This is a genomic window from Acinetobacter sp. YH12219, assembly GCF_013417875.1.
Lineage (GTDB): Bacteria > Pseudomonadota > Gammaproteobacteria > Pseudomonadales > Moraxellaceae > Acinetobacter > Acinetobacter amyesii.
On sequence record NZ_VPDC01000014.1, the window covers coordinates 98,490 to 118,493 of the forward strand.

The 20,004-nt window shown below is 35.2% G+C and carries 16 protein-coding genes and 1 pseudogene; 10 read left to right on the top strand and 7 right to left on the bottom strand.

The features are described from left to right. The first annotated feature begins 190 nt into the window (after positions 1-190). Together FTV04_RS10765 and FTV04_RS10770 are read left to right on the top strand one after the other, a co-directional pair. Positions 191-1,078, top strand: a complete 888-nt coding sequence (locus FTV04_RS10765; RefSeq protein WP_180008123.1) for a DMT family transporter — start codon at positions 191-193, stop codon at positions 1,076-1,078. Positions 1,079-1,353: 275 nt separating this feature from the next. Further along, complete coding sequence (locus FTV04_RS10770; protein WP_180008124.1) at positions 1,354-2,652, top strand: MgtC/SapB family protein; 1,299 nt, start codon at positions 1,354-1,356, stop codon at positions 2,650-2,652. A gap of 23 nt (positions 2,653-2,675) precedes the next feature. Here FTV04_RS10770 and yddG read toward each other — a convergent pair whose 3' ends face one another. Then, entirely contained in the window at positions 2,676-3,599 is a 924-nt protein-coding gene (gene yddG / locus FTV04_RS10775; RefSeq protein ID WP_180089515.1) for an aromatic amino acid DMT transporter YddG, read from the bottom strand. Between the two features lie 265 nt (positions 3,600-3,864). Between yddG and FTV04_RS10780 the strand changes: the two genes are divergently transcribed. After that, complete coding sequence (locus FTV04_RS10780; protein WP_180089517.1) at positions 3,865-4,260, top strand: hypothetical protein; 396 nt, start codon at positions 3,865-3,867, stop codon at positions 4,258-4,260. A 202-nt stretch (positions 4,261-4,462) separates the two neighbouring features. Here the strand turns inward: FTV04_RS10780 and istB are convergent, their stop codons facing one another. The 4 genes from istB to FTV04_RS10800 form a co-directional block, all read right to left on the bottom strand. Beyond that, positions 4,463-5,218: an IS21-like element helper ATPase IstB gene (istB, locus tag FTV04_RS10785; protein ID WP_017386450.1), complete on the bottom strand. Its 756-nt coding sequence runs from the start codon at positions 5,216-5,218 to the stop codon at positions 4,463-4,465. Beyond that, positions 5,219-6,751, bottom strand: a complete 1,533-nt coding sequence (gene istA / locus FTV04_RS10790) for an IS21 family transposase (RefSeq protein ID WP_180089519.1) — start codon at positions 6,749-6,751, stop codon at positions 5,219-5,221. Between the two features lie 176 nt (positions 6,752-6,927). Beyond that, entirely contained in the window at positions 6,928-7,122 is a 195-nt protein-coding gene (locus FTV04_RS10795; RefSeq protein ID WP_180089521.1) for a DNA-binding protein, read from the bottom strand. Between the two features lie 128 nt (positions 7,123-7,250). Then, positions 7,251-7,733 (bottom strand): hypothetical protein, encoded by a 483-nt coding sequence (locus FTV04_RS10800; protein WP_179988793.1) that lies wholly within the window; start codon positions 7,731-7,733, stop codon positions 7,251-7,253. Between the two features lie 92 nt (positions 7,734-7,825). Here FTV04_RS10800 and FTV04_RS10805 point away from each other — a divergent pair, with 92 nt between their 5' ends. Next, the gene (locus FTV04_RS10805) at positions 7,826-8,032 is read left to right on the top strand and encodes a helix-turn-helix domain-containing protein (RefSeq protein ID WP_005171195.1); all 207 of its coding nucleotides are present in this window, start codon (positions 7,826-7,828) and stop codon (positions 8,030-8,032) included. Between the two features lie 5 nt (positions 8,033-8,037). Here FTV04_RS10805 and FTV04_RS10810 read toward each other — a convergent pair whose 3' ends face one another. Then, positions 8,038-8,649 carry an HAD family hydrolase gene (locus tag FTV04_RS10810; protein ID WP_180089523.1) on the bottom strand — a complete coding sequence of 204 codons (612 nt, stop codon included), beginning with the start codon at positions 8,647-8,649 and terminating at the stop codon, positions 8,038-8,040. Between the two features lie 162 nt (positions 8,650-8,811). Between FTV04_RS10810 and FTV04_RS10815 the strand changes: the two genes are divergently transcribed. The 6 genes from FTV04_RS10815 (at position 8,812) to FTV04_RS10840 (ending at position 19,614) form a co-directional block, all read left to right on the top strand. Further along, a complete protein-coding gene (locus FTV04_RS10815) occupies positions 8,812-10,293 on the top strand; it encodes a class I SAM-dependent DNA methyltransferase (RefSeq protein ID WP_180089525.1) in 1,482 nt (493 codons plus the stop codon). Next, positions 10,290-11,492: a restriction endonuclease subunit S gene (locus FTV04_RS17015; RefSeq protein WP_099143602.1), complete on the top strand. Its 1,203-nt coding sequence runs from the start codon at positions 10,290-10,292 to the stop codon at positions 11,490-11,492. Before FTV04_RS10815 ends, FTV04_RS17015 begins: the two co-directional genes overlap by 4 nt. Before the next feature lie 31 nt (positions 11,493-11,523). Continuing rightward, complete coding sequence (locus FTV04_RS10825; RefSeq protein WP_180089527.1) at positions 11,524-14,964, top strand: DEAD/DEAH box helicase family protein; 3,441 nt, start codon at positions 11,524-11,526, stop codon at positions 14,962-14,964. A 26-nt stretch (positions 14,965-14,990) separates the two neighbouring features. After that, on the top strand, positions 14,991-16,847 hold the full coding sequence (locus tag FTV04_RS10830; RefSeq protein WP_180089529.1) for an ATP-dependent endonuclease: 1,857 nt from the start codon (positions 14,991-14,993) through the stop codon (positions 16,845-16,847). Further along, complete coding sequence (locus FTV04_RS10835; protein ID WP_180089531.1) at positions 16,813-18,714, top strand: ATP-dependent helicase; 1,902 nt, start codon at positions 16,813-16,815, stop codon at positions 18,712-18,714. Before FTV04_RS10830 ends, FTV04_RS10835 begins: the two co-directional genes overlap by 35 nt. 447 nt (positions 18,715-19,161) lie before the next feature. Then, positions 19,162-19,614 (top strand): GNAT family N-acetyltransferase, encoded by a 453-nt coding sequence (locus tag FTV04_RS10840; RefSeq protein ID WP_180041450.1) that lies wholly within the window; start codon positions 19,162-19,164, stop codon positions 19,612-19,614. Between the two features lie 282 nt (positions 19,615-19,896). On the opposite strand, the pseudogene FTV04_RS10845 reads toward FTV04_RS10840, so the two are convergent. Beyond that, positions 19,897-20,004, bottom strand: a pseudogene (locus tag FTV04_RS10845) (IS5/IS1182 family transposase); the annotation flags it as partial.

Here is a 20,004-nt window from a genome sequence, read left to right on the forward strand (position 1 = left end):
ATATGCCTTTGCATTTTTTTATAAAAACTTACCTTTCGATACATACCAAGTTCTTAATATCAGGTTTTTAAATAAATTTTTTTCAACGAATCTATAACCAAGTTCAATGAATAATCTAGCCGTGTTGGGTCGCATTCAATTCAATAAAAGCGTAAATTGATGAGGCATCCACCGTTAAACCACCTTTCTTATGTTTCCAGTTTGGATCTTATTCACTTTAATGGCTGCTTTTATGCAGTCATGGCGCAATGCATTTCAAAAGCAACTCAGTACCACTGTTGATGTGTATGGTGTCACCCTTGCACGGTTTATTTTTGGGCTCCCATTTGCCTGTATTTATTTGTTCGTGTTGTACCAGCAACAGCCTGTGACTCAGGTGACCACATTTACACCTATGTTTTGGGTTTATGTGGTGATTGCAGGGCTAAGTCAAATTTTAGCGACGATTTTAATGGTCTTGCTTTTTAAACAAAAGAATTATGCCATCGGCGTCGGTTTAGCGAAAAGTGAAGCGATCTTTGCGGCCATTGTTGGAGTGATTTTCTTAAGTGAACATTTAAGTTTATTTGGTTGGATTGGTGTTTTGGTTGGTAGTGTTGCCGTTTTTCTTTTAAGCAAAGGTTCTCAACGACAAAAATTATCTCTGCCAACTTTATGCATCGGTGTAGGAAGTGGATTAAGTTTTGCAATTACCTCTTTATTGGTTCGTGAAGCCAGTTTAGAGCTAAGTGATTTACCGACTTTGCATCGTGCGGCGTGGGTGTTGTTGAGTGTAATTGGCTTTCAATGTGTGATTATGCTGTTGTACCTCAGTCTATTTAGCCGTAAAACGCTCATTGCCATGTGGGAGAGAGTAGGTCTGACCTTTCGCGTTAGTGTCTGTAGCTTTCTAGCATCCTTGGGCTGGTTTACTGCTATGAGTATGCAAACGGTTGCGATTGTCAAAACCCTAGGTCAAATCGAAATATTATTTAGCCTCTTAATCTCTGCCTATTTCTTTAAGGAAAAACTCGCAAGAACTGATCATTGGGGTTTAGCCCTAGTGGTGATTGCGGCGATTATGGTGATTTGGGCTTAATGTGTGCTTTAAACAGACATGAAGGTAAAAAAGTCCGAATTTAAGTCAGATTTTCGAATATTTTTTTTAATTAAAAGATGAGAAATATTTGATGTCCACTAGGATATTTATCATGGAATTGTTTATGATTTAAAGTATGACTAAACTTTGAACATGATTGAAAATTCTCAAGTTGTTAAATTTATATGTTTTTTTCAAATTTTAGCGTTAAATTTTTATATTATTTTTTATTTATATTGCCAAAATAAACAATGTATTGATGGGAGGGCTTAAATTTGGAAATACTCATACAAACATTATCCTTCCCAGCGTTGTTAACTATTTTAGCTTCGGCTTTAGGCTGTGGATTGCTCATCGGTTTGGAGCGTCAACGTAACAACAATTTGGACAGTGAACAGAGCTTTGCCGGTTTACGCTCATTTACCATTTGTGCGCTGTTTGGAGCATTGTGTTTTTTAATCCATTTAGCTGTTGGTGTAATCGGTGCAATTGTCGTCAGTGTGTTTAGCTATTATGGATTAAGCCAGCAAAAACAAGATATTGGCACAACCACAGAACTAGCTTTTGTTATGACCTATTTAATCGGCGCTGCTTGTGTATTTAATATTCCATTGGCTGCGTGTTTGGCTGTGGTGTTGACCCTCATATTAGTTGGAAAAAAAGGCTTACATCATTTTGCAGCACATTGGATCAAAGACTATGAGTTAAGAGATGGTGTATTTTTACTGGCATTGATCCTAATTGCCTTACCTTTAACGCCGAATCAGGCCTATTGGGGTTCTGTATTAAATCCCTATGTGATTTTAAAATTACTGATATTGATCTTGGTGGTGCAGTCATTAGCGCACATCGCCAAGCGGCTTCTATCTTCTGATAAAGCGATTATCTTATCGGCCTTGGCATCAGGTTTTGTGTCGAGCACAGCAACAATCGCAAGCTTAGGCATGGAAGTGCGAGCAGGAAAAGCCAGTGCCAAAAGTAATGCAGGGGCAGGACTTTTTTCATGTGTTGCGACATTGGTTCAACTTTTGATCATTGTCCTTGGGGTGAGTTTTGCTTGGTTTAAAATATTAGTTATACCAAGTATCGTCGGCATCTTGATATTGGTCCTTACTGCGTTATATCTGATTTATGGCTCATCTCAAGTTCAGCATAATAAAGAGTCAGAACCTGAAATGCTTCGTGTAGAGGCGAATGAAACAGTGCCGTTAGAAAATACTGATAGTCGAATGTTTAGCTTAAAACAGGCGGCAATCATTGCCATCACGCTTACTTTGATCCAAGCACTTGTTTATGGATTAAATCTCGCTTTAGGTGATAAAGGCTTAATTTTAGGGACATTATTAGCATCACTCTTTGAAGTCCATGCAGCTATGGCAACCGTGGTGATGCAAGGTAATATCGACAATTTAACATTGGTTTATGCTGTGGTGATTGGATTATCAGCCCATGCGATTTCAAAATGTGTGAATGCATTTCTCACAGGTGGCTGGAAATATTTTCTATATTTTGCACCAACACAGTTACTTCATATGCTGTGCCTAATCGCGGTTTTGCTATTCAGTTTAAGATAAATGAGCCAAGTGACTGCTTCTTATTATTCATGGCGCAATTGCATTAATCTGGCTTTAATTTGTGGCCAACTGGTTGAAATCCAACATACCAGCGAACCTAATGTCACCAAAATGGCACCATGCCAAAAACTTAAACTCAGTGGTGTCTGTAATATAAACATTGAAATAACCGAAGAAAAAATCGGACTAAAATACGATAAAGTCACCAATATCGTAATATTGCCTTTAATAATACCTACATTCCACGCTGCATAACCCAAAGCGGTTACAATGGACACGGTCAACATATACATACCGGTATGTAAGTCTACGGCAGGCATTCGCGGAATACCGTGAAATATCAACATTTTTAGCCATAGCATAATCGTGATCACGACGAAAAAGAATGAAATAGGGTTATGTCCAAGACTGTATTTACGTGTAATCACACAGTAGAGTGACCATAAACTCGCTCCCATAAAAGCAAGAAAATAGCTTAATGGATTAGACTGAATGTTCGTAAAGACTGTAGACCAGTTAAAACTTCCATTACCCGTTTGGATCAAAATGATGCCACCCAAACTAATGACTAAACCAATGATTACGAAAAAGTTAAATTTTAATTCTTTAAATAAAATTAACGCGGCAATTGTCAGACTCGGCCATAAATAATTGACTAAACTGATTTCAATCGCTTGTTGAGCAGTTTGAGCCAAAGCAATGGCATACGAAAAACACAACTCATAAATCACAAATAAAAGGGTGGCGTATATCAAAAATTGGCGCGGAACCAGTTTAAGGTTTGGAATTTTAAATAAGAGCAATAGAATAATTGCGCTCAAGGTATACATAAAGAGCACAGCAAGATCAGGGCTAATACTGAAACTAATTTTCTTAAGTAAACCAACAATAGAAGACCATTGTAAGATTGCACTGAATCCAATCAGCGTTGCAAGATTTTTGGACATGATTGCTCGAAGATTTCGCAAATGGCGAATGAATTTTTAATTTTTATTATAGTCTTTATTCAGTCGTTTAGTATAAGCGTGAAATTATCAAACTCTATTTAATTAAAAAGATTTAGAGCTCGTCGTACGTCAAGAGCAGCATGGCGATGAACTAGGTTTAGGTTCTGGTTTATTAACGCACGATTTAAAACTTGGACAATGTATTCATGCCTATATTCGTGCGAATCTAAATTTTCACTTAGCAGAGGGCGTTAAGTCGGCAATTATGATTGGCAATGGCTCAGGAATGGCGGGTTTGCTTTCACATCTTAAGCAACGTGTCGCAAAAGAGCACTGTCAAAACTGGTTAATTTATGGTGAGCGTCAACAAGCTTTCGATGCAATTTTTGCTGATGAACTGCATGAATTACAAAACCAAGGTAAAATTGCAGAAATCGATCGGGTATTTTCTCGTGATGGATTTGCTGAAAAGTATGTGCAAGATGTCCTAGTTGTAAAAAAAGCTGAATTGATTGATTGGCTAGAGCAAGGGGCTTGTCTCTATATCTGCGGCAGTTTGAATATGGCCAAAGCGGTAGATGCCACTTTGCAAGAGATACTGGGCATTGAACAACTGCATACACTGCGTAAAGCAGGTCGTTACCGCCGTGATGTGTATTAAAAATAATGGCTATTCAATAAATAAAGTAAAAAATCCTCCAAACGTGGGGGATTTTTATGTTTTCTGAATTCATTCAGCATTTATGCCTCACATATATTTTAAAATTGTGCTGAAAAATATTTGAATGACAATTGCATATTGGATGTACAATGTATATCACACTCAAAATCTGCCACCCATTTCACTTTAAAATCTACCACTCTTAAAGAGTGGTAGTTGTATCTAGCATTACAGTTTTCCTCATTGAGTCACCATCTATTTCCAGTGTATAAGAGTTATGGATAATTCGATCTAGAATTGCATCAGCAATGGTAGGATCTTGGAATTTTGTGTGCCATAAATCATATGTGAATTGACTTGTAATAAGTAAGCTGCCGCATATTGAATAATTATCAATAAATTCTAGTAAAAGAGTTTCTATTTTTGGAGGAATATTACTAAGACCAAAATCATCAATTATCAGTAAATCATATCTAATCAATTTTTTAATAAAAAGCTTTTCATTTGATTGATCTATAGCTTGTTCTAATGCTTCAAAAAACTCAGATGCTCTATAAAAAATAGTCTTATAACCTTTTTTACATGCTTCAGTTGCGAAAGCACATGCAAGCCATGTTTTTCCTACCCCAGTTGGACCTTGTATGCTCATGTTCTTATGTAAATTAATCCAAGTGCACTCTGAAAATCTATTAACAAATTGCTTTGATAAGCCACGACGTTCTATATCAAACTTAATTTCATCAATACAAGCATGAGGATATCTTAGATGCGCATTTCGTATTAGTCGTTCAGTGAGCTTTCGTGCTCGAGTTAACAACTCGGTTTTACAAGCATCAATCATAGCTTCTTCAAAATTGATTTCACCTGAATAAACAGCATCAATATTAGAATCTAATGATTGAGTAAAACCATGCAATTTCAACTGTGCAAGTAATGTTGATAAATGAGGATTTAACATTTATTTACCCCCTTTATAATAACTGGAACCACGCAGATTTTTATGTTCTTTTACAACATCTTGTTGATCAAACTCCAAATATGATCTTGATTCAATAATGGACTTTAATCTAGCCAAATTTTCTATTTTTAATTTATAGGCATAACATAAGGCCTGTTCAAGTCGATCAATGAATTGTTTACTATTAACCCAACTTCTGAAATCAAATAAATAATTTAAGTTGTTGTATAAATTTGAGTTTTTGCAAATAATCATATTGCAGTAATTAAACGTGTTAGTGCCAATTGATTGGGACCAATTTAAAATACTTTCCTTCGATAGATAATCTGTAGTTCTATGATTCTCCGTTTTATGTTCATAAAATGTAGAGATTTTTCCTTCGCCTTGAAGAAGCGTATGTTGAGCGATTAGTTTTTTATCTTGATAGATATATAGCTGATTATCTAAAATTTTTAGCTCAACTTTTTCTCTAATATACTGATGAGGAACAGAGTAAGAATTGTTCAAATATTTCACATGATAATCAGAAGGTACTATTGTTTTCGAATATTCATTCAATACTTTGTATTTGATTAAAGGTAAGGGTCTAAGTAATTTTTTTTCATGCTCAAGAAATATAGCCATCCGCCCCTGCGAAAAAGTTTTAGTTTTTTTATGATTATAGCAATCCACCATATATTCAAGTCTTTCATTCAAAGCCTTTATACTTGTAAATTTTTCATGACGTATTCTCATTAAAATCTGCTTTTGTACAATATTCACGGCATTTTCACTGACTGCCTTATCTCTTGGTTTCCGTGGTCGAGCTGGAAGAACATTAATTTTATGAAATTCTAAAAATTCTTGAAAATATGGATTAACTTCAACGATTCGATTTCTATGTTTGGTAATTAATGCTTTAGCATTGTCACAAACAATAGTTTGAGGAATACCATCAATTTTATCAAACATTTGAGAGCATCCTCGAATCCAATCTTCGGTTTTTTGTGATTCCGTGGCATAAGCAAAAATTAAACTAGAAAAAGGTAAAGCCCCAACAAAAATATTGGCATTTATTACATCACCATTAAATAAGTCAATATCTACAAGATCCCCACTGTAATCAATTTGTACTATTTCACCCGGATAATATTCTTGCTTCATTGGAATGTCTTTTTGTTTTTGTGCTTGATTTATTAGTTCACAAAACCGTGTGTATCCAACACCATTTCCATGAGTTTTCAATCTATATTCTTCCCAAAGAATAGCCTTTGTAAGCCCTTTATACGTAGCTAACTCACTACAAATCGCTTCGCAGTCAGGTTGTGACTTTTTGATACGTTTTATTGAGCGATTAATTTTTAATTTTTGTTCTAATTCTGAATTGTTTAGTTTAGTAAAATCTTCATAAGTTAATTCTGTCAAAATTAGTAAGGACTTGATTTTTGACACAGTTTCACGAGAGATTTCTACAATTTTAGCTATTTCTCGATTGCTTTTATGACTAAATATATAGCTAATTACTAGCCTAATTTTTTCAATAGATGTGTTCATAATTATACCTCAGAATAAAAAATGAGGCAGAAAGCACCCTAAACATTGATAAAAGCATCAATGTCTTTTAGAATAAATTTGTCTTGTACGTGCAAGTTAAAGACAAATCTATAAAGACTCATGTTGCCGCATGGGTCTTTATACTTTCTGCAGTTTAAATAAAAAATTAATGTAAATTAATCCATATCTTTTTGCTCCTTAATTCCTAGCTTCACAGCTATTTTATGGCTTTCGCCACGTTGTGGAATCTTGTTGTTTCTAAAAATTCTATATACTAAATCAGGAGAAAATTTATTATCTCTAGCCCATTTAGCAATCGATTTTCCAGTAGAAGAAAAATCTTCTTTTACCTGTTCAATAGACTTGATCATATTTGAATAAACTTGACTAAATTTGAGCTAAATTTAGAATAAAAAAACAGCTCTTGTCAAGCTGAAATTATATTTAAGTTGTTGATATAACTAAATATATGTTTTTGTTATTTGGTGTTTATTTTTATTTAAAAACAAAATCTAACAAAATTTTCAATTGTCTTTAATTGAATTTCATACTTCTTAAAATCTATTAATATTTTATTTTTATATTCTTCTAATTTCTCACTAATTTCAGAATGTTGTAAAATTAATTTATTAATAAAATCCAATTCTATCTCTATATTTTTTAAATTTTCTTTTATATCAATAATATTTTCTTCAAAAACATGATTCAATCTATCTTCTTTATGTTTTTTTTGCATACTAATTAAATTTTCAGAGGCACTATATAAATATATTCTTTTATTTATTTTAGATGGTTTGGCGACTAAAAAACCTTTTTGTACAAATATTTTTAAATATCTATACATCTGTCCCTTAACTTTGTTTGTGTTATCTAAAAATTCTGATTCCATGTGCTGCCAAAAACGATTAGCTTTCCAATCAATAATTTCATGTTCTTCAAAAATGTCAAAAAAGCGATCAAGTAGAGGTAAATTTTTTGCCATGTTTCATAGACCTACATAAAAAGAGGATTATAGTCCGTGGATGTATAGTCCTCAATTGCTGATATTTCTGTTTTTTAAACAGTTGATCTCAAATGTCAGAATTATCCATCAAAATTGGTCAATTAATCTGCAATAAAAGAAAAGAGAAAAATATTACGCAAGAATCTCTGTCATTGCAGTGTGGCATTGATCGTAGTTATATGGGGCGTATAGAGCGTGGAGAAGTCAATATGACGATTGATAAGCTTTATGAAATTGCGAATACTTTGAAAGTTGATCCCAAAGAGTTATTACCATAAGAGAATCAGTCATTAGGTAGTAGATCGCTTAGTACCTCCCTTAAATTTTGCATTTTATTTCTTTCAATTAACCTTGCCGACATTCCTAAAGTGATAGGTACTTCCACATCTAAAAGAGGATTATCTCCAATGAATAGCATATCTGGCATTTGGCAGGCTAATTGCTCTCGTATTACTTCATAGATGTGATGTTCAGGTTTTATTGCTCCTACCTCGTAACTCAAAATAACCACATCAAATAGATTAGGAAGCAGTGTTTTAAGCCTTTCGCCATAAGGCATTGCCAGGTTAGAACAGAGCGCGATTTTGAAGCCAAGGTTTTTTAAACTTCTAAGTGTATGAACAGTATCTTCGTATAGTTCGATTGTATTTACCTCAAACTGTAGATCATCATTAATTTCATTCAAAAGTGGTGCTGGAATCACTTTTCCAAAGAGCTTAGTCAATTGCTCAATATCAACAGCATTAGACATAATAATATTGGCGTCTGTTGTGCCTGGTTTTCTACCATTATCTTTCAACCATTTCATCAACTTACGATATGGAGATCGGCTCTCACCAATTTTCACAAGAGTTCCAAAAGCGTCAAAAACTATTACTTGGGGGAAATCATTCATAAAATTTAAATGGTAGCATTAAGAGTTATTGCTAAGTTTATTCTGATTTACTTTTAAATATCATCTAATAACGCCAAACCTTGTCGCATCTCCTTTAATTCCAATAGCTTTTCCCCTCTAAATCCAACACAATACCCTCAAAGAAATTTGAGAGTCATCTACGTGATTACAGGCGAAATTAAAAGCAAAATTGACCAGATTTGGAATGCGTTTTGGAGTGGTGGAATTTCCAATCCATTAGAAGTCATGGAGCAAATGACGTATTTGCTGTTTATTCGCCGACTTGATGAAATTCAGATCACCAAAGAAAAGAAAGCCAACCGTTTAAAAAAACCTGTAGAACATCCAATTTTTACACCCGAGCAAGATCATTTACGTTGGTCAAAGTTCATTACTTTGGGTGATGCTGCAACGTTATATAGCACCGTTGCTAATGAAGTCTTTCCATTCATTAAAAACTTAGGTGCAGAAGATGACACAACCTATAGTAATCACATGAAAGATGCACGTTTTACCATTCCTACGCCTGCACTGTTAACCAAAGTGGTTGATCTGTTAGCTGAAGTCCCAATGGATGACAAAGATACCAAGGGTGATATTTACGAATATATGCTCGGTAAAATTGCTTCAGCGGGTCAAAACGGTCAGTTCCGTACTCCTCGTCATATCATCAAGATGATTGTAGAGCTGATGCAACCGAAGCCTACAGATACGATCTGTGACCCTGCGTGTGGTACAGCTGGTTTCCTTGTAGCTGCAAGTGAATATCTAAACGAGCATCACAGCACTGAGATTTTTGCCAATCCCGAAGCCGCAAAGCGTTTTAGTGAAGAAACCTTCTTTGGTTATGATTTTGATAGCACCATGCTTCGTATTGGTTCGATGAACATGATGCTACACGGTGTAGAAAACCCACGAATTGAAAACCGTGACTCTTTAAGTGAAACGCATTCACATATTGCTGAAAAATACAGTTTAATTCTTGCCAATCCACCTTTTGCAGGCAGTTTGGACAATGAAAGCTGTGCCAAGAATATTCAGGCTGTAGTAAAAACTAAAAAGACTGAATTGCTATTTTTAGCCTTGTTCTTACGTTTGTTGAAAACTGGTGGTCGTGCTGCGGTGATTGTGCCTGATGGGGTGTTATTTGGCTCATCGACTGCGCATAAAGAACTTCGTAGGAAGATTGTTGAAGAGCAAAAGCTTGAAGCAATTATTTCGATGCCGTCTGGTGTGTTTAAGCCTTATGCAGGGGTTTCTACTGCCATTATGATTTTTACTAAAACCATGTCAGGCGGTACGGACAAAGTTTGGTTTTATGATATGCAGGCGGATGGTTATTCGCTGGATGATAAGCGTAATGAACTCGATGCGTCTAAGCATGAAAATAACAACATTCCTGACATTATTGCTCGTTTCCATAACTTAGCATCGGAATCAGGTCGTAAAGCGACAGATCAAAGTTTCTTGGTGGATAAAGCCGACATTGCTGCCAATGGTTATGACTTGTCAATTAACCGTTATAAGGAAGTTGTATATGAGCAAGTGGAATATGAAGCACCAAGTAAAATATTGGCGGATTTAGAAGCGCTTGAGCAGGATATTTTAAAAGGAATGGCTACGCTTAAGGAGATGCTTAAGTGAGTTCAGATAAAAAACTTTTAAGTGATTTTGCGACCGTTATTTCTGGTTATGCTTTTAAAAGTGAATGGTTTGGAACTGGGAATGACAAAGTTATTAGAATTGGTGATCTACAAGAGGGTTCTATTCAAACAGAATCTGCTTTAACTGTTGATGCAGCTCAATATAAGATTTCTGATAATTTTAAAATTCAAGATAAAGATATTTTAATGGCTTTATCAGGGGCTACTGTTGGAAAAATTGCAGTTGCTTCGGATGGTGATGTAGGTGCTTATATTAATCAGCGTGTAGCAATTATCAGAGCTAAAGATGAAATTACAGCAGATTATTTAAAGTTCTTTTTTAGTGGTGAATTTTTAGATGAACTTTTGAAAAATGCAGGTGGTGCAGCTCAACCTAATTTAAGCCCTAAGCAATTATTACTTATGGAAATACCTTTCCCACCACCTGCAGAACAACGCCGAATTGCCTCTATTTTAGATCAAGCGGATGAGCTACGCCAAAAACGTCAGCAAGCGATTGAAAAGTTAGATCAGCTTTTACAAGCCACATTTATTGATATGTTTGGCGATCCTGTCAGTAATCCTAAAGGGTGGGATGTAAAAAAACTGTCAGAGCTATCGACAAAAATTCATAGTGGTAATACGCCTAAAGGTGGATCTGAAAATTATGTAGATCAAGGTATCATTTTCTTAAGAAGTCAAAATGTTTGGAAAAACAAAGTGATTCTTGATGATGTTGCCTATATTGATGCTGAAACTCACTCTAAAATGATGAAAAGTAGTGTTAAACATGAAGATTTGTTAATGACAAAAACAGGTCGAATTAACACTGAAAACAGTAGTTTAGGTCGTGCTGCGATTTATTTGGGTGAGGATGATAGTGCCAATATCAATGGTCACGTATACTTAATTCGTATTAAAGACGGTTTCAACAAATACTTTATTTTAAGAATCCTTACACTGCCTGATTATTATGAATATATTCGTTCAGTATGCGTTGGTGGAATTGATAAACGGCAGTTGAATAAAGAGCATATAGAGAATTTTCCAATCATTCAGCCTCCTATGGAACTGCAAAACAAGTTTTCAGATATTGTTCAGGTAATTGAGAGCCAAAAACCTAAATTACTTGAACAATTAGATTTAGCTGAAAATTTATTTAAAACATTACAACAGAAAGCATTTAACGGCACTTTATAAAATTTAATTAAAAATATGAGGGAATATATACATGAGCAATTTTCAGTTTTTAGAACCTGAATTTAAAAGCTTGGCAGCGACTGCCAAAGAAGCCGAAAAGCTCACGTATATATCCCCACAATTTGCCCTTGCTGCGGCTCGTACATCACTTGAAAACCTTGTTTTATGGTTGTACCAATACGACAAAAAACTTACTCAACCCTACGATCCATCACTGCATAACTTACTCAACGATCTCAAATTTAAAGACCTGATTCCACCCTATATTTGGGACAAAATGGACAACATTCGCATGGTCGGCAACAGTGCCGTACATGGGAAAAAGTTCAAACAACTCACTACTGAAGAAACGGTAAGACACATTCAGCATCTTTTCTTGATGTATGTCTGGTTTGAGCGTAACTACGGTTCACCGTCAAAAGACCGTTCTCAGTCGATTATATTTAATCCAAAACTGATTCCAAATGCTGACAATACTCAGCAAATCACCGCCAACAAAGAACAACTGCAAAAAGAAACAGAAGCTAAAGAAAAACAGTTTGCTGAACAACATAAAGCTTTACGGGAACGTGAACAAAAACTATTTGAACTGTCCGCAAGTTTAGAAGAGCGTGAAAAATTACTTGCAAATATAGACGCTGAACTTGCACAAAAACGTGCAGACGTTGAACAAGCCAAGATTGCCAACAGCAAAATCGAAGACCCTACCGACTATAAAGAAGACGAAACTCGAAAACTTAAAATTGACCTCATGCTTGAAGAAGCAGGCTGGGAAATAGGTACATCGGTTCGAGAGGAAGTTGCTGTAACAGGTATGCCGAGTCTATCGGGTAAAGGTGCAGTGGATTATGTGCTGTATGATGCCAATGGCTTGCCTTTGGCGGTGGTTGAAGCAAAACGCACATCGACTGATCCTGATATAGGACAGCAACAAGCCAAACTCTATGCAGACTGTTTAGAGCAACAAACAGGACAACGACCAGTCATATTCTATACCAATGGCTACAAAACCCGAATCTGGAATGATGTGCAAGGTGGCCCACCACGCTTAGTTCATGGCTTTTACACACAAGCAGAACTCAAACGCTTGATCGAAAGACGTAAGAACAACCCTGATTTAAGCAGCTTCCCGATCAATGCAGAGATTGTCGAGCGTTACTACCAAACTCGTGCCATCAAAGCCATGCTTGCAGCCTATCAACGTAAAGAACGTGCAGGCTTACTGATTATGGCAACAGGCACAGGTAAAACACGTACTGCCATTGCACTGGTCGATGTGCTGATGAAAGCCAATGTAGTGCAAAAAGCATTATTCCTTGCAGACCGAACTTCATTGGTCAATCAGGCACACAACGCTTTTAAAGCCAATTTAAAAGATGCCTCATTCGTTAATTTACTTGAGGATAAAAATCAGGTTGGTCGAGTGTATTTCTCGACCTATCAAACCATGATGGGTTTGATTGATGAAATGAATGCCGATGGTACACGTAAATTCGGTACAGGCATGTTTGACCTAATTATTATTGATGAAGCGCATCGAAGCGTATACCAAAAATTTGGTGAGATTTTTAAATACTTCGATAGTTTGCTTGTTGGTTTAACTGCAACGCCACGAGATGAAGTAGATCGTGATACATACGCACTGTTTGGCTTAGAAAGCGGTGTCCCAACCGATTACTACGACCTTGATCAAGCCATTGCCGATGGCTATCTTGTGCCACCGAAAGCCTATTCTGTCCCACTTAAATTCATGCGTGAAGGCGTGAAATATGATGAACTCTCAGAAGAAGAAAAACAACATTGGGATAGTCTAAATTGGGGCAATCAAGATGCACCTGAAGAAGTCTCAGCATCCAAGATTAATAAAGAGCTGTTTAATACAGGCACGATTGATTTAATGCTCAAGCACTTGATGGAAAATGGTATTAAGACCGAAGGCGGTGATCGTCTTGGTAAAACCATTATCTTTGCCGTCAATCAAAAACATGCCCAGTTTATTGCTGATCGCTTCAATGAAAACTATCCGCAATATGATGGTAAGTTTGCCCGTGTCATTACTCATGCCACTAAGTATCCACAAAGCTTAATTGATGACTTTAGCAAGAAAGATTTACCTGAGCCACAGATTGCGATTTCAGTGGATATGCTCGATACAGGGATTGATGTACCTGAAGTGGTCAACTTAGTATTCTTTAAAGCGGTTCGCTCTAAAGTCAAATTTATGCAGATGATTGGGCGTGGTACACGACTCTGCAAAGAATTGTTTAGCCCTGAAGATGATAAAAAAGAATTTTATATCTTTGACTACTGTTCTAACTTTGAATACTTCAATGAAAATCCAGATGGTGCGCCTGTTGCGACCACAGAGCCACTCGGACAACGCTTGTTTAAAGCACGTTTAAATATCATTAGTCTGCTCAATGCGAAGGACGATGCCACCGAAGAATTAAAAGCTGTACAGCAAGATATGCGTCAGAGTTTACAGACTGAAGTGAAGTCCATGAACAATGAGAATTTCATTGTGAAATCTGAACTTGAGCATGTTGAACACTTCAAAAATGATGATGCTTGGAACAACTTGGATGACCTTGCCATTGGTACGTTACGAGAACACATTTCTAAATTACCAAACCAACTTGAGCCTGAAACCTTAGAAGCCAAACTGTTTGATATGCTTTGCTACAACCTTGAGTTGGCAGTATTGCAAAAGAACAATACAGCGATTCAGAGTTATGCCAATAAAGTGATTGAAATTGCTTCTAAACTGGAAAGCAAAGAAAATATTCCTGTTGTTGCAGAACAGATTGCGCTAATTCAAGACATTCAAACCGTTGAATATTGGAAAGGCATTACCTTGCCAATGCTTGAGGCGATGCGTAAACGTATTCGCGGTTTGGTCAAACTTATAGAGAAATCAACCTCAACCATTGTCTACTCCATGCTTGATGATGAAATTGGAGATATGCAAGCGGTTGATATTCCTGTCGTATCAAGTGGTGTCAATCTTGCACAGTACCGTAAGCGTGTAGAAAGTTTCATCAAAGCGAATGAAAATCATATTACGATTGCAAAGTTAAAACGTGGTTTGACTCTTACACCGACTGATTTAAGTGAGTTAGAACGCTTTGTTTTTGAAGCTCAAGAAGTTGAAAGCCGAGATAAATTTGAAGAATGTTTTGGGACTGAAAAATCCTTACCTCTCTTCATTCGTTCTCTGGTCGGATTAGAGCGTCAGGCGGTACAAGAAGCCTTTTCTAAGTATTTGCAAGGCTCAACGTATAACGAGAAACAAATACGTTTTGTGGAAATGCTAATTGATCATTTAACTCAAAATGGCGTGCTAGAAGCAGCGCAGTTATATGAACCACCGTTTAATCAGATCCACTATGAAGGGATTGATGGTGTGTTTGGTGATGCGGATGCTGACAACATATTTGGGGTTGTTGAAGCGTTTAATGATGCGGTGGCTTAGTTATATTATTTTTTTGGGGAAAAATTTTGGGTATATTATTAGATAAGGTCAGAGTTTGTGGTTTTCGCGGTATTTCGAATCTTGAAATGACTTTGTCTAAAGTCACGGTACTCTTAGGGCAAAATAATGCTGGTAAAACTTCGGTCATTAAAGCACTACAGTTAGCATTAGGAGATTATTCTCGTTTTTTGTCGGATGAAGACTTTCATATAAATCAAAATACATCTGATCAAAAGAAAATCATTATTGATGTGAGGTTTATCGCATTTGAAGATGAACAAAAAGAGAGCTTTTCTGAAGCTTGGCAACAAGCTTTTGAGGATAAGATACAGTCACAAGCAGATGGGCAGCAATTTGTAGTTATTCGAACTATTGTCAAACCTGACTTGATTAAAGGTGGATATACTCTTGAAAGGTATCATCTAGATAATTGGCCAAGCTTCGATAATTGGCAGATTACAAACGTAAGTATTAATAATAAATTAAAGAAAAAATTAGATTGTATTCCGTTTATTTCGATTGATGCTCAACGTGATATTCACAGCGAATTAAAAGAGAAATCGTCTTTTATTGGTCGTATTCTTTCTGGTATAGAATACAATCTAGAAGATGTTGCATCACTAGAACAAATGGTTGCTACGGTAAATCACACAGCCATCGAAAAAAGTGATGCATTAAAAAAACTAAAAGGCCATTTAGATGCATTAAACCAATCTTTAAACAGCCAAGGATCAACTGAATTAACACCATTTCCGAAAAAGATACGAGATTTTTCAAAAAGGTTTAGTGTGCATTATGGTAGCTCAGTCGATAGTTCATTTTCTATGGAATACCATGGGATGGGGACAAGAAGTTGGGCATCTATGCTTTCTGTTAAAGCCTTTTCTGAGTTATTAGTGCATAAACATACAGAGGAAATGGAGCCATTGTTTCCAATCATGGCAGCAGAAGAACCTGAAGCACATTTACATCCAAATGCTCAAAGGACGTTGTATAAACAATTAATTAACTCCCCTGGCCAAGTCATAATTAGTTCGCACTCACCTTATATTGCTGGGTTAGCAGATGTTAATGAGATTAGATACTTGAAGATTATTGAGGATTCAGTAAAGGTATTTGAGTTAAGAGGAAATTTTGAAGACGATGATTTAAGAAAAATAAAACGTGAAGTGATTCATTCGAGAGGAGAATTGCTATTTTCAAGGGCCATAGTTCTTTCTGAAGGAGAGACAGAAGATCAAGTTTTACCATTGTTATTTGAGGCTTACTCTGGAAAGACGCCTTTTGAGCTAGGTGTAAATTTTGTTGGAGTAAACGGCTCAGGGGCTAAATATCTTCCTTTTCTTATACTAGCTAAAGATTTTGATATACCAGTATTTATATTTTCTGATGGGGAATCTAAAACTGTACGAGAGCTAAAGACTAACTATGAAAAAGTCTTTGGAGAAGTTGACTTAGCAAGTTGTAATAATATAACTATTTTAGAGGATACAGATTTTGAAGGATATTTATTAGAACAGAATTATATTGAATTGATAGTGAGCTCTATTAAATCGCTAAAGGGTGAAGAATTTATAGAAGACTGGATAGAGCGTAAAAATGGTACTCCATTAAAACCTACAAGATCGGCGAGACCACCATGTACATCATGTAATCAACCTATATTTGAATCGCCACTTAGAGATTTTAGCGGAGATGAAGGTAGAAAGAGAGCGATTCTTGAAATTTTAGATTCAAGTAAACCTCAGTATGCAAAGGCTATTGCTGAAAGTTTAGTGTCTTTAACTGCTGATGAATTGCCACAAAAACTAAAAGATCTTTTTCAACAAATAACTACTGGAATTGGATATGAATCTCTCACAAACACAACTTCAGGTTGTTGAGTCTCCTCTGGATGTACCAATTCAGGTCTTAGCATCTGCTGGTGCAGGAAAGACTAGGGTCTTAACTGAGCGTATAAAATATATCTTAGCGAATACAAAAAAGAATGGAGTGATAGCGCTAACATTTACTAATAAAGCTGCTGATGAAATGTTGATGCGATTATCTTTAGAGGAAAATATTCAAGAAAGAACATGGATTACGACTATTCATTCAATGGGACAAAGGATTCTTGAAAAATATGGTCATACTGTGGGATTACCTACCAATCTTCATGTTTATGAAAGAGATCAGGATAAAATGGAAATTTTTATGCAATCTTTACGTGAAGATGGCATAAATGTTGATGAATATCTTAATGTGGATGATTCGAGAGAGTTAAAAGATAGGGAGAAGAAGTTACAGAAGTATTTAGATGTATTTGCTCAGATTAAAAGAGAGCTACTTACAGAGTTTGATATTTTTGAAAAGTATCCAAATAAAAATGTATGGAAGATATATCAAGATTATCAAGATTCCATGATCCGTAGTGGAGGAATTGATTATGATGATATTTTAGTTTACTCACACAGAATATTGATAACACATGATTGGATAGCCAAAATTTATAGAGCTAAATATAAACATATTTGTGTTGATGAGGCTCAAGATCTTAACAAAATACAGTATGAATTTATCAAGGCTTTTTGTGGTGATACATTAAAAAGTGTCTTTATGGTTGGTGATCCTAATCAGATGATTTATGGTTTTAATGGATCATCTAATAGATATTTATGTGAAGAATTTGTTAGGGATTTTTTACCAAATAAATATGATTTAAAAGAGAACTATAGAAGTACTAGAGAAGTTATTAAAGTTGTGAATAAGCTAAAATCTGATTCTCAGGTTGTAAGTGAGTATGCTCTAGAGGGGCAAGTACATTTCAATGAGTATGAGAATGAAATAGATGAAGCTAAAGGGATAGTAGCTCAGATTCAAAATTTACTTCAAATGAGAGTACATGATGAAATTGAAGGTGAAATCACACTCGAAAAGATGGTGGTTATAGCGAGAAATCGTTTCGTGTTTCATAGTTTAGAGAGTGGTCTTAAAGATAACAATATTGTCTATTCTCTTAAGAAAGGAGAAAGGCTGCTTGAGCCTTCAACTAAATTTGCTAAAACCTTAGATTTCTCTATTCGAATTAAGCTGAATCCAAAGGATTGGGTGAACGGTAAAAAATTATGTCAACTGCTCCAATTAGATGAACCGGTAAATTGGAATAATGATTTGTTATTAGACTTAGCAGAAAAAATGAATATTTCAAGTGATTCTAATCATCAACTGCTCTCAGAATTATTAATAGCTGTTTATAATTTGGAAATTAACAACCCTAAAATACCTAAATTAATCAAAGATTTTCGTGATAAATTCACTATTTATCGTGAAGATAAATTAAATATTTTAGATGCAGAATATGAGGATATTAAACGAAGTCTTGAAGAGTTAGATGAATTTGATCACACATGGACAAGATTTAAAAGAAAAGGCATTGGAGACTCTTTGACAGCTTTTAGGAATGCACTAGTGTTAGGACAGCTTTCTGAAAGTAATTCTGAAAAAGGTTTAACTCTTAGTACAGTTCATACAATGAAGGGTTTAGAGAAAGATATTGTTTTCTTAATGGGGATGTGTGAAGGAGTATTCCCTGATTATCGTGCACTTTCACAAAAAGAACTTGAGGAAGAACGTAATAGTGCATTTGTCGCTATAACAAGAGCTAAACGGTGGTTGTATGTCTCGTATCCTAAACAAAGAAGAATGCCATGGGGAGACATAAAAAATCAGCGAAAATCTAGGTTTATGATTGAAATGGAAACAGATAAGTAAGTAAATTTCTTAAGTTTCATTGAACTATAAATACTATTGGTCTATTTGGAAGATAAAAAAGCAGGTAGACCTTTTGTAATACTTATTAAAATTATACTGAAATATTTATTATTATAATATGGGGTGGAATTATAAACGTAGAACCGTTGTCCAGTTGGATAAGAATACGCATTAGATCTTAAAATGATTGTTAATGAATTTTAAGGTCATGATCTTGCCGGTTTTTGCGTGAATTAAGTGGACTACTTTTAAGTGTAATTAGTGGATCATTATTACTGATATATTCAGTACAACATCTACTTTAAATTTAGCTGAAGTAACTTTTAAACGTATTGAAAAATAACAGCTAAAAGCGATAATTCATTAAATGACTCTTTTAAGAAAGTTTATTTTCTTTGACGGAGGAAGTTTAAGGATTACTTTTATAAAGAGAACAACATGCTAAAAATGATCATACGCCCAGCCTGTGTAGAGGATGTTGATGGAATCGCGGCAGTCATTGAACCATTTGTCGATGATGTTATTTGCAGTGAAGAAGGTCGTGAGCGCTTTAAGCCCCACATGCTCAAACATATTTTTGAGCGTGATTTAATCCATTATTTTGTTGCTGAAATAAATCAAGAAATCGTTGGCAATGTAGCTTATGTGCATCCTGCACATCTCATGCATTTTTTCTTGAAACCTGAATATCATGGCCAAGGTTTTGGACGTCAAATGTGGGAGTTTATAGAAAGCGTAATAATGCAGCATGAGCCTGAGCATATTACGGTAAATTCGAGTTTCTATGCTTTAGAAATTTATAAAAAATTTGGCTTTGAGATTGTAGGTGAATTAACTCAGCAATGGGGAATTCACTACATACCTATGAGAAAGCAGGTAACTAAACCTATAAAACATTGAAAAATATTAAATCTTATTTAAAAATCATTAAATAAAAATTAATTTTCCAGAGCATGATGAGATAGTTTTACAAAGACATTTCATCATGACGCTTTAAATTTATCAATAATTAAGTATAGTTATACCATTAAAAAATTACTAGATTAAACAAACAATGAGAATGCATATTTTTTTAAATTCCTTACTTACGATGTATTGTTCAATTTCAATATTTATGGTCATTTTTATATATTTTTTATCTAATTGGCAAATATGGGAAAAACATTAGATTTCTTTCATAAGTCATTTTTCACTCAGCTCCAAGTTATAAATTCCAGCAATTAGATTGAATCTTAATGCTAGTCTTTTGCCTCGATTGCGATATCGCTCAGCAAGAATTTTGAAGGTTTT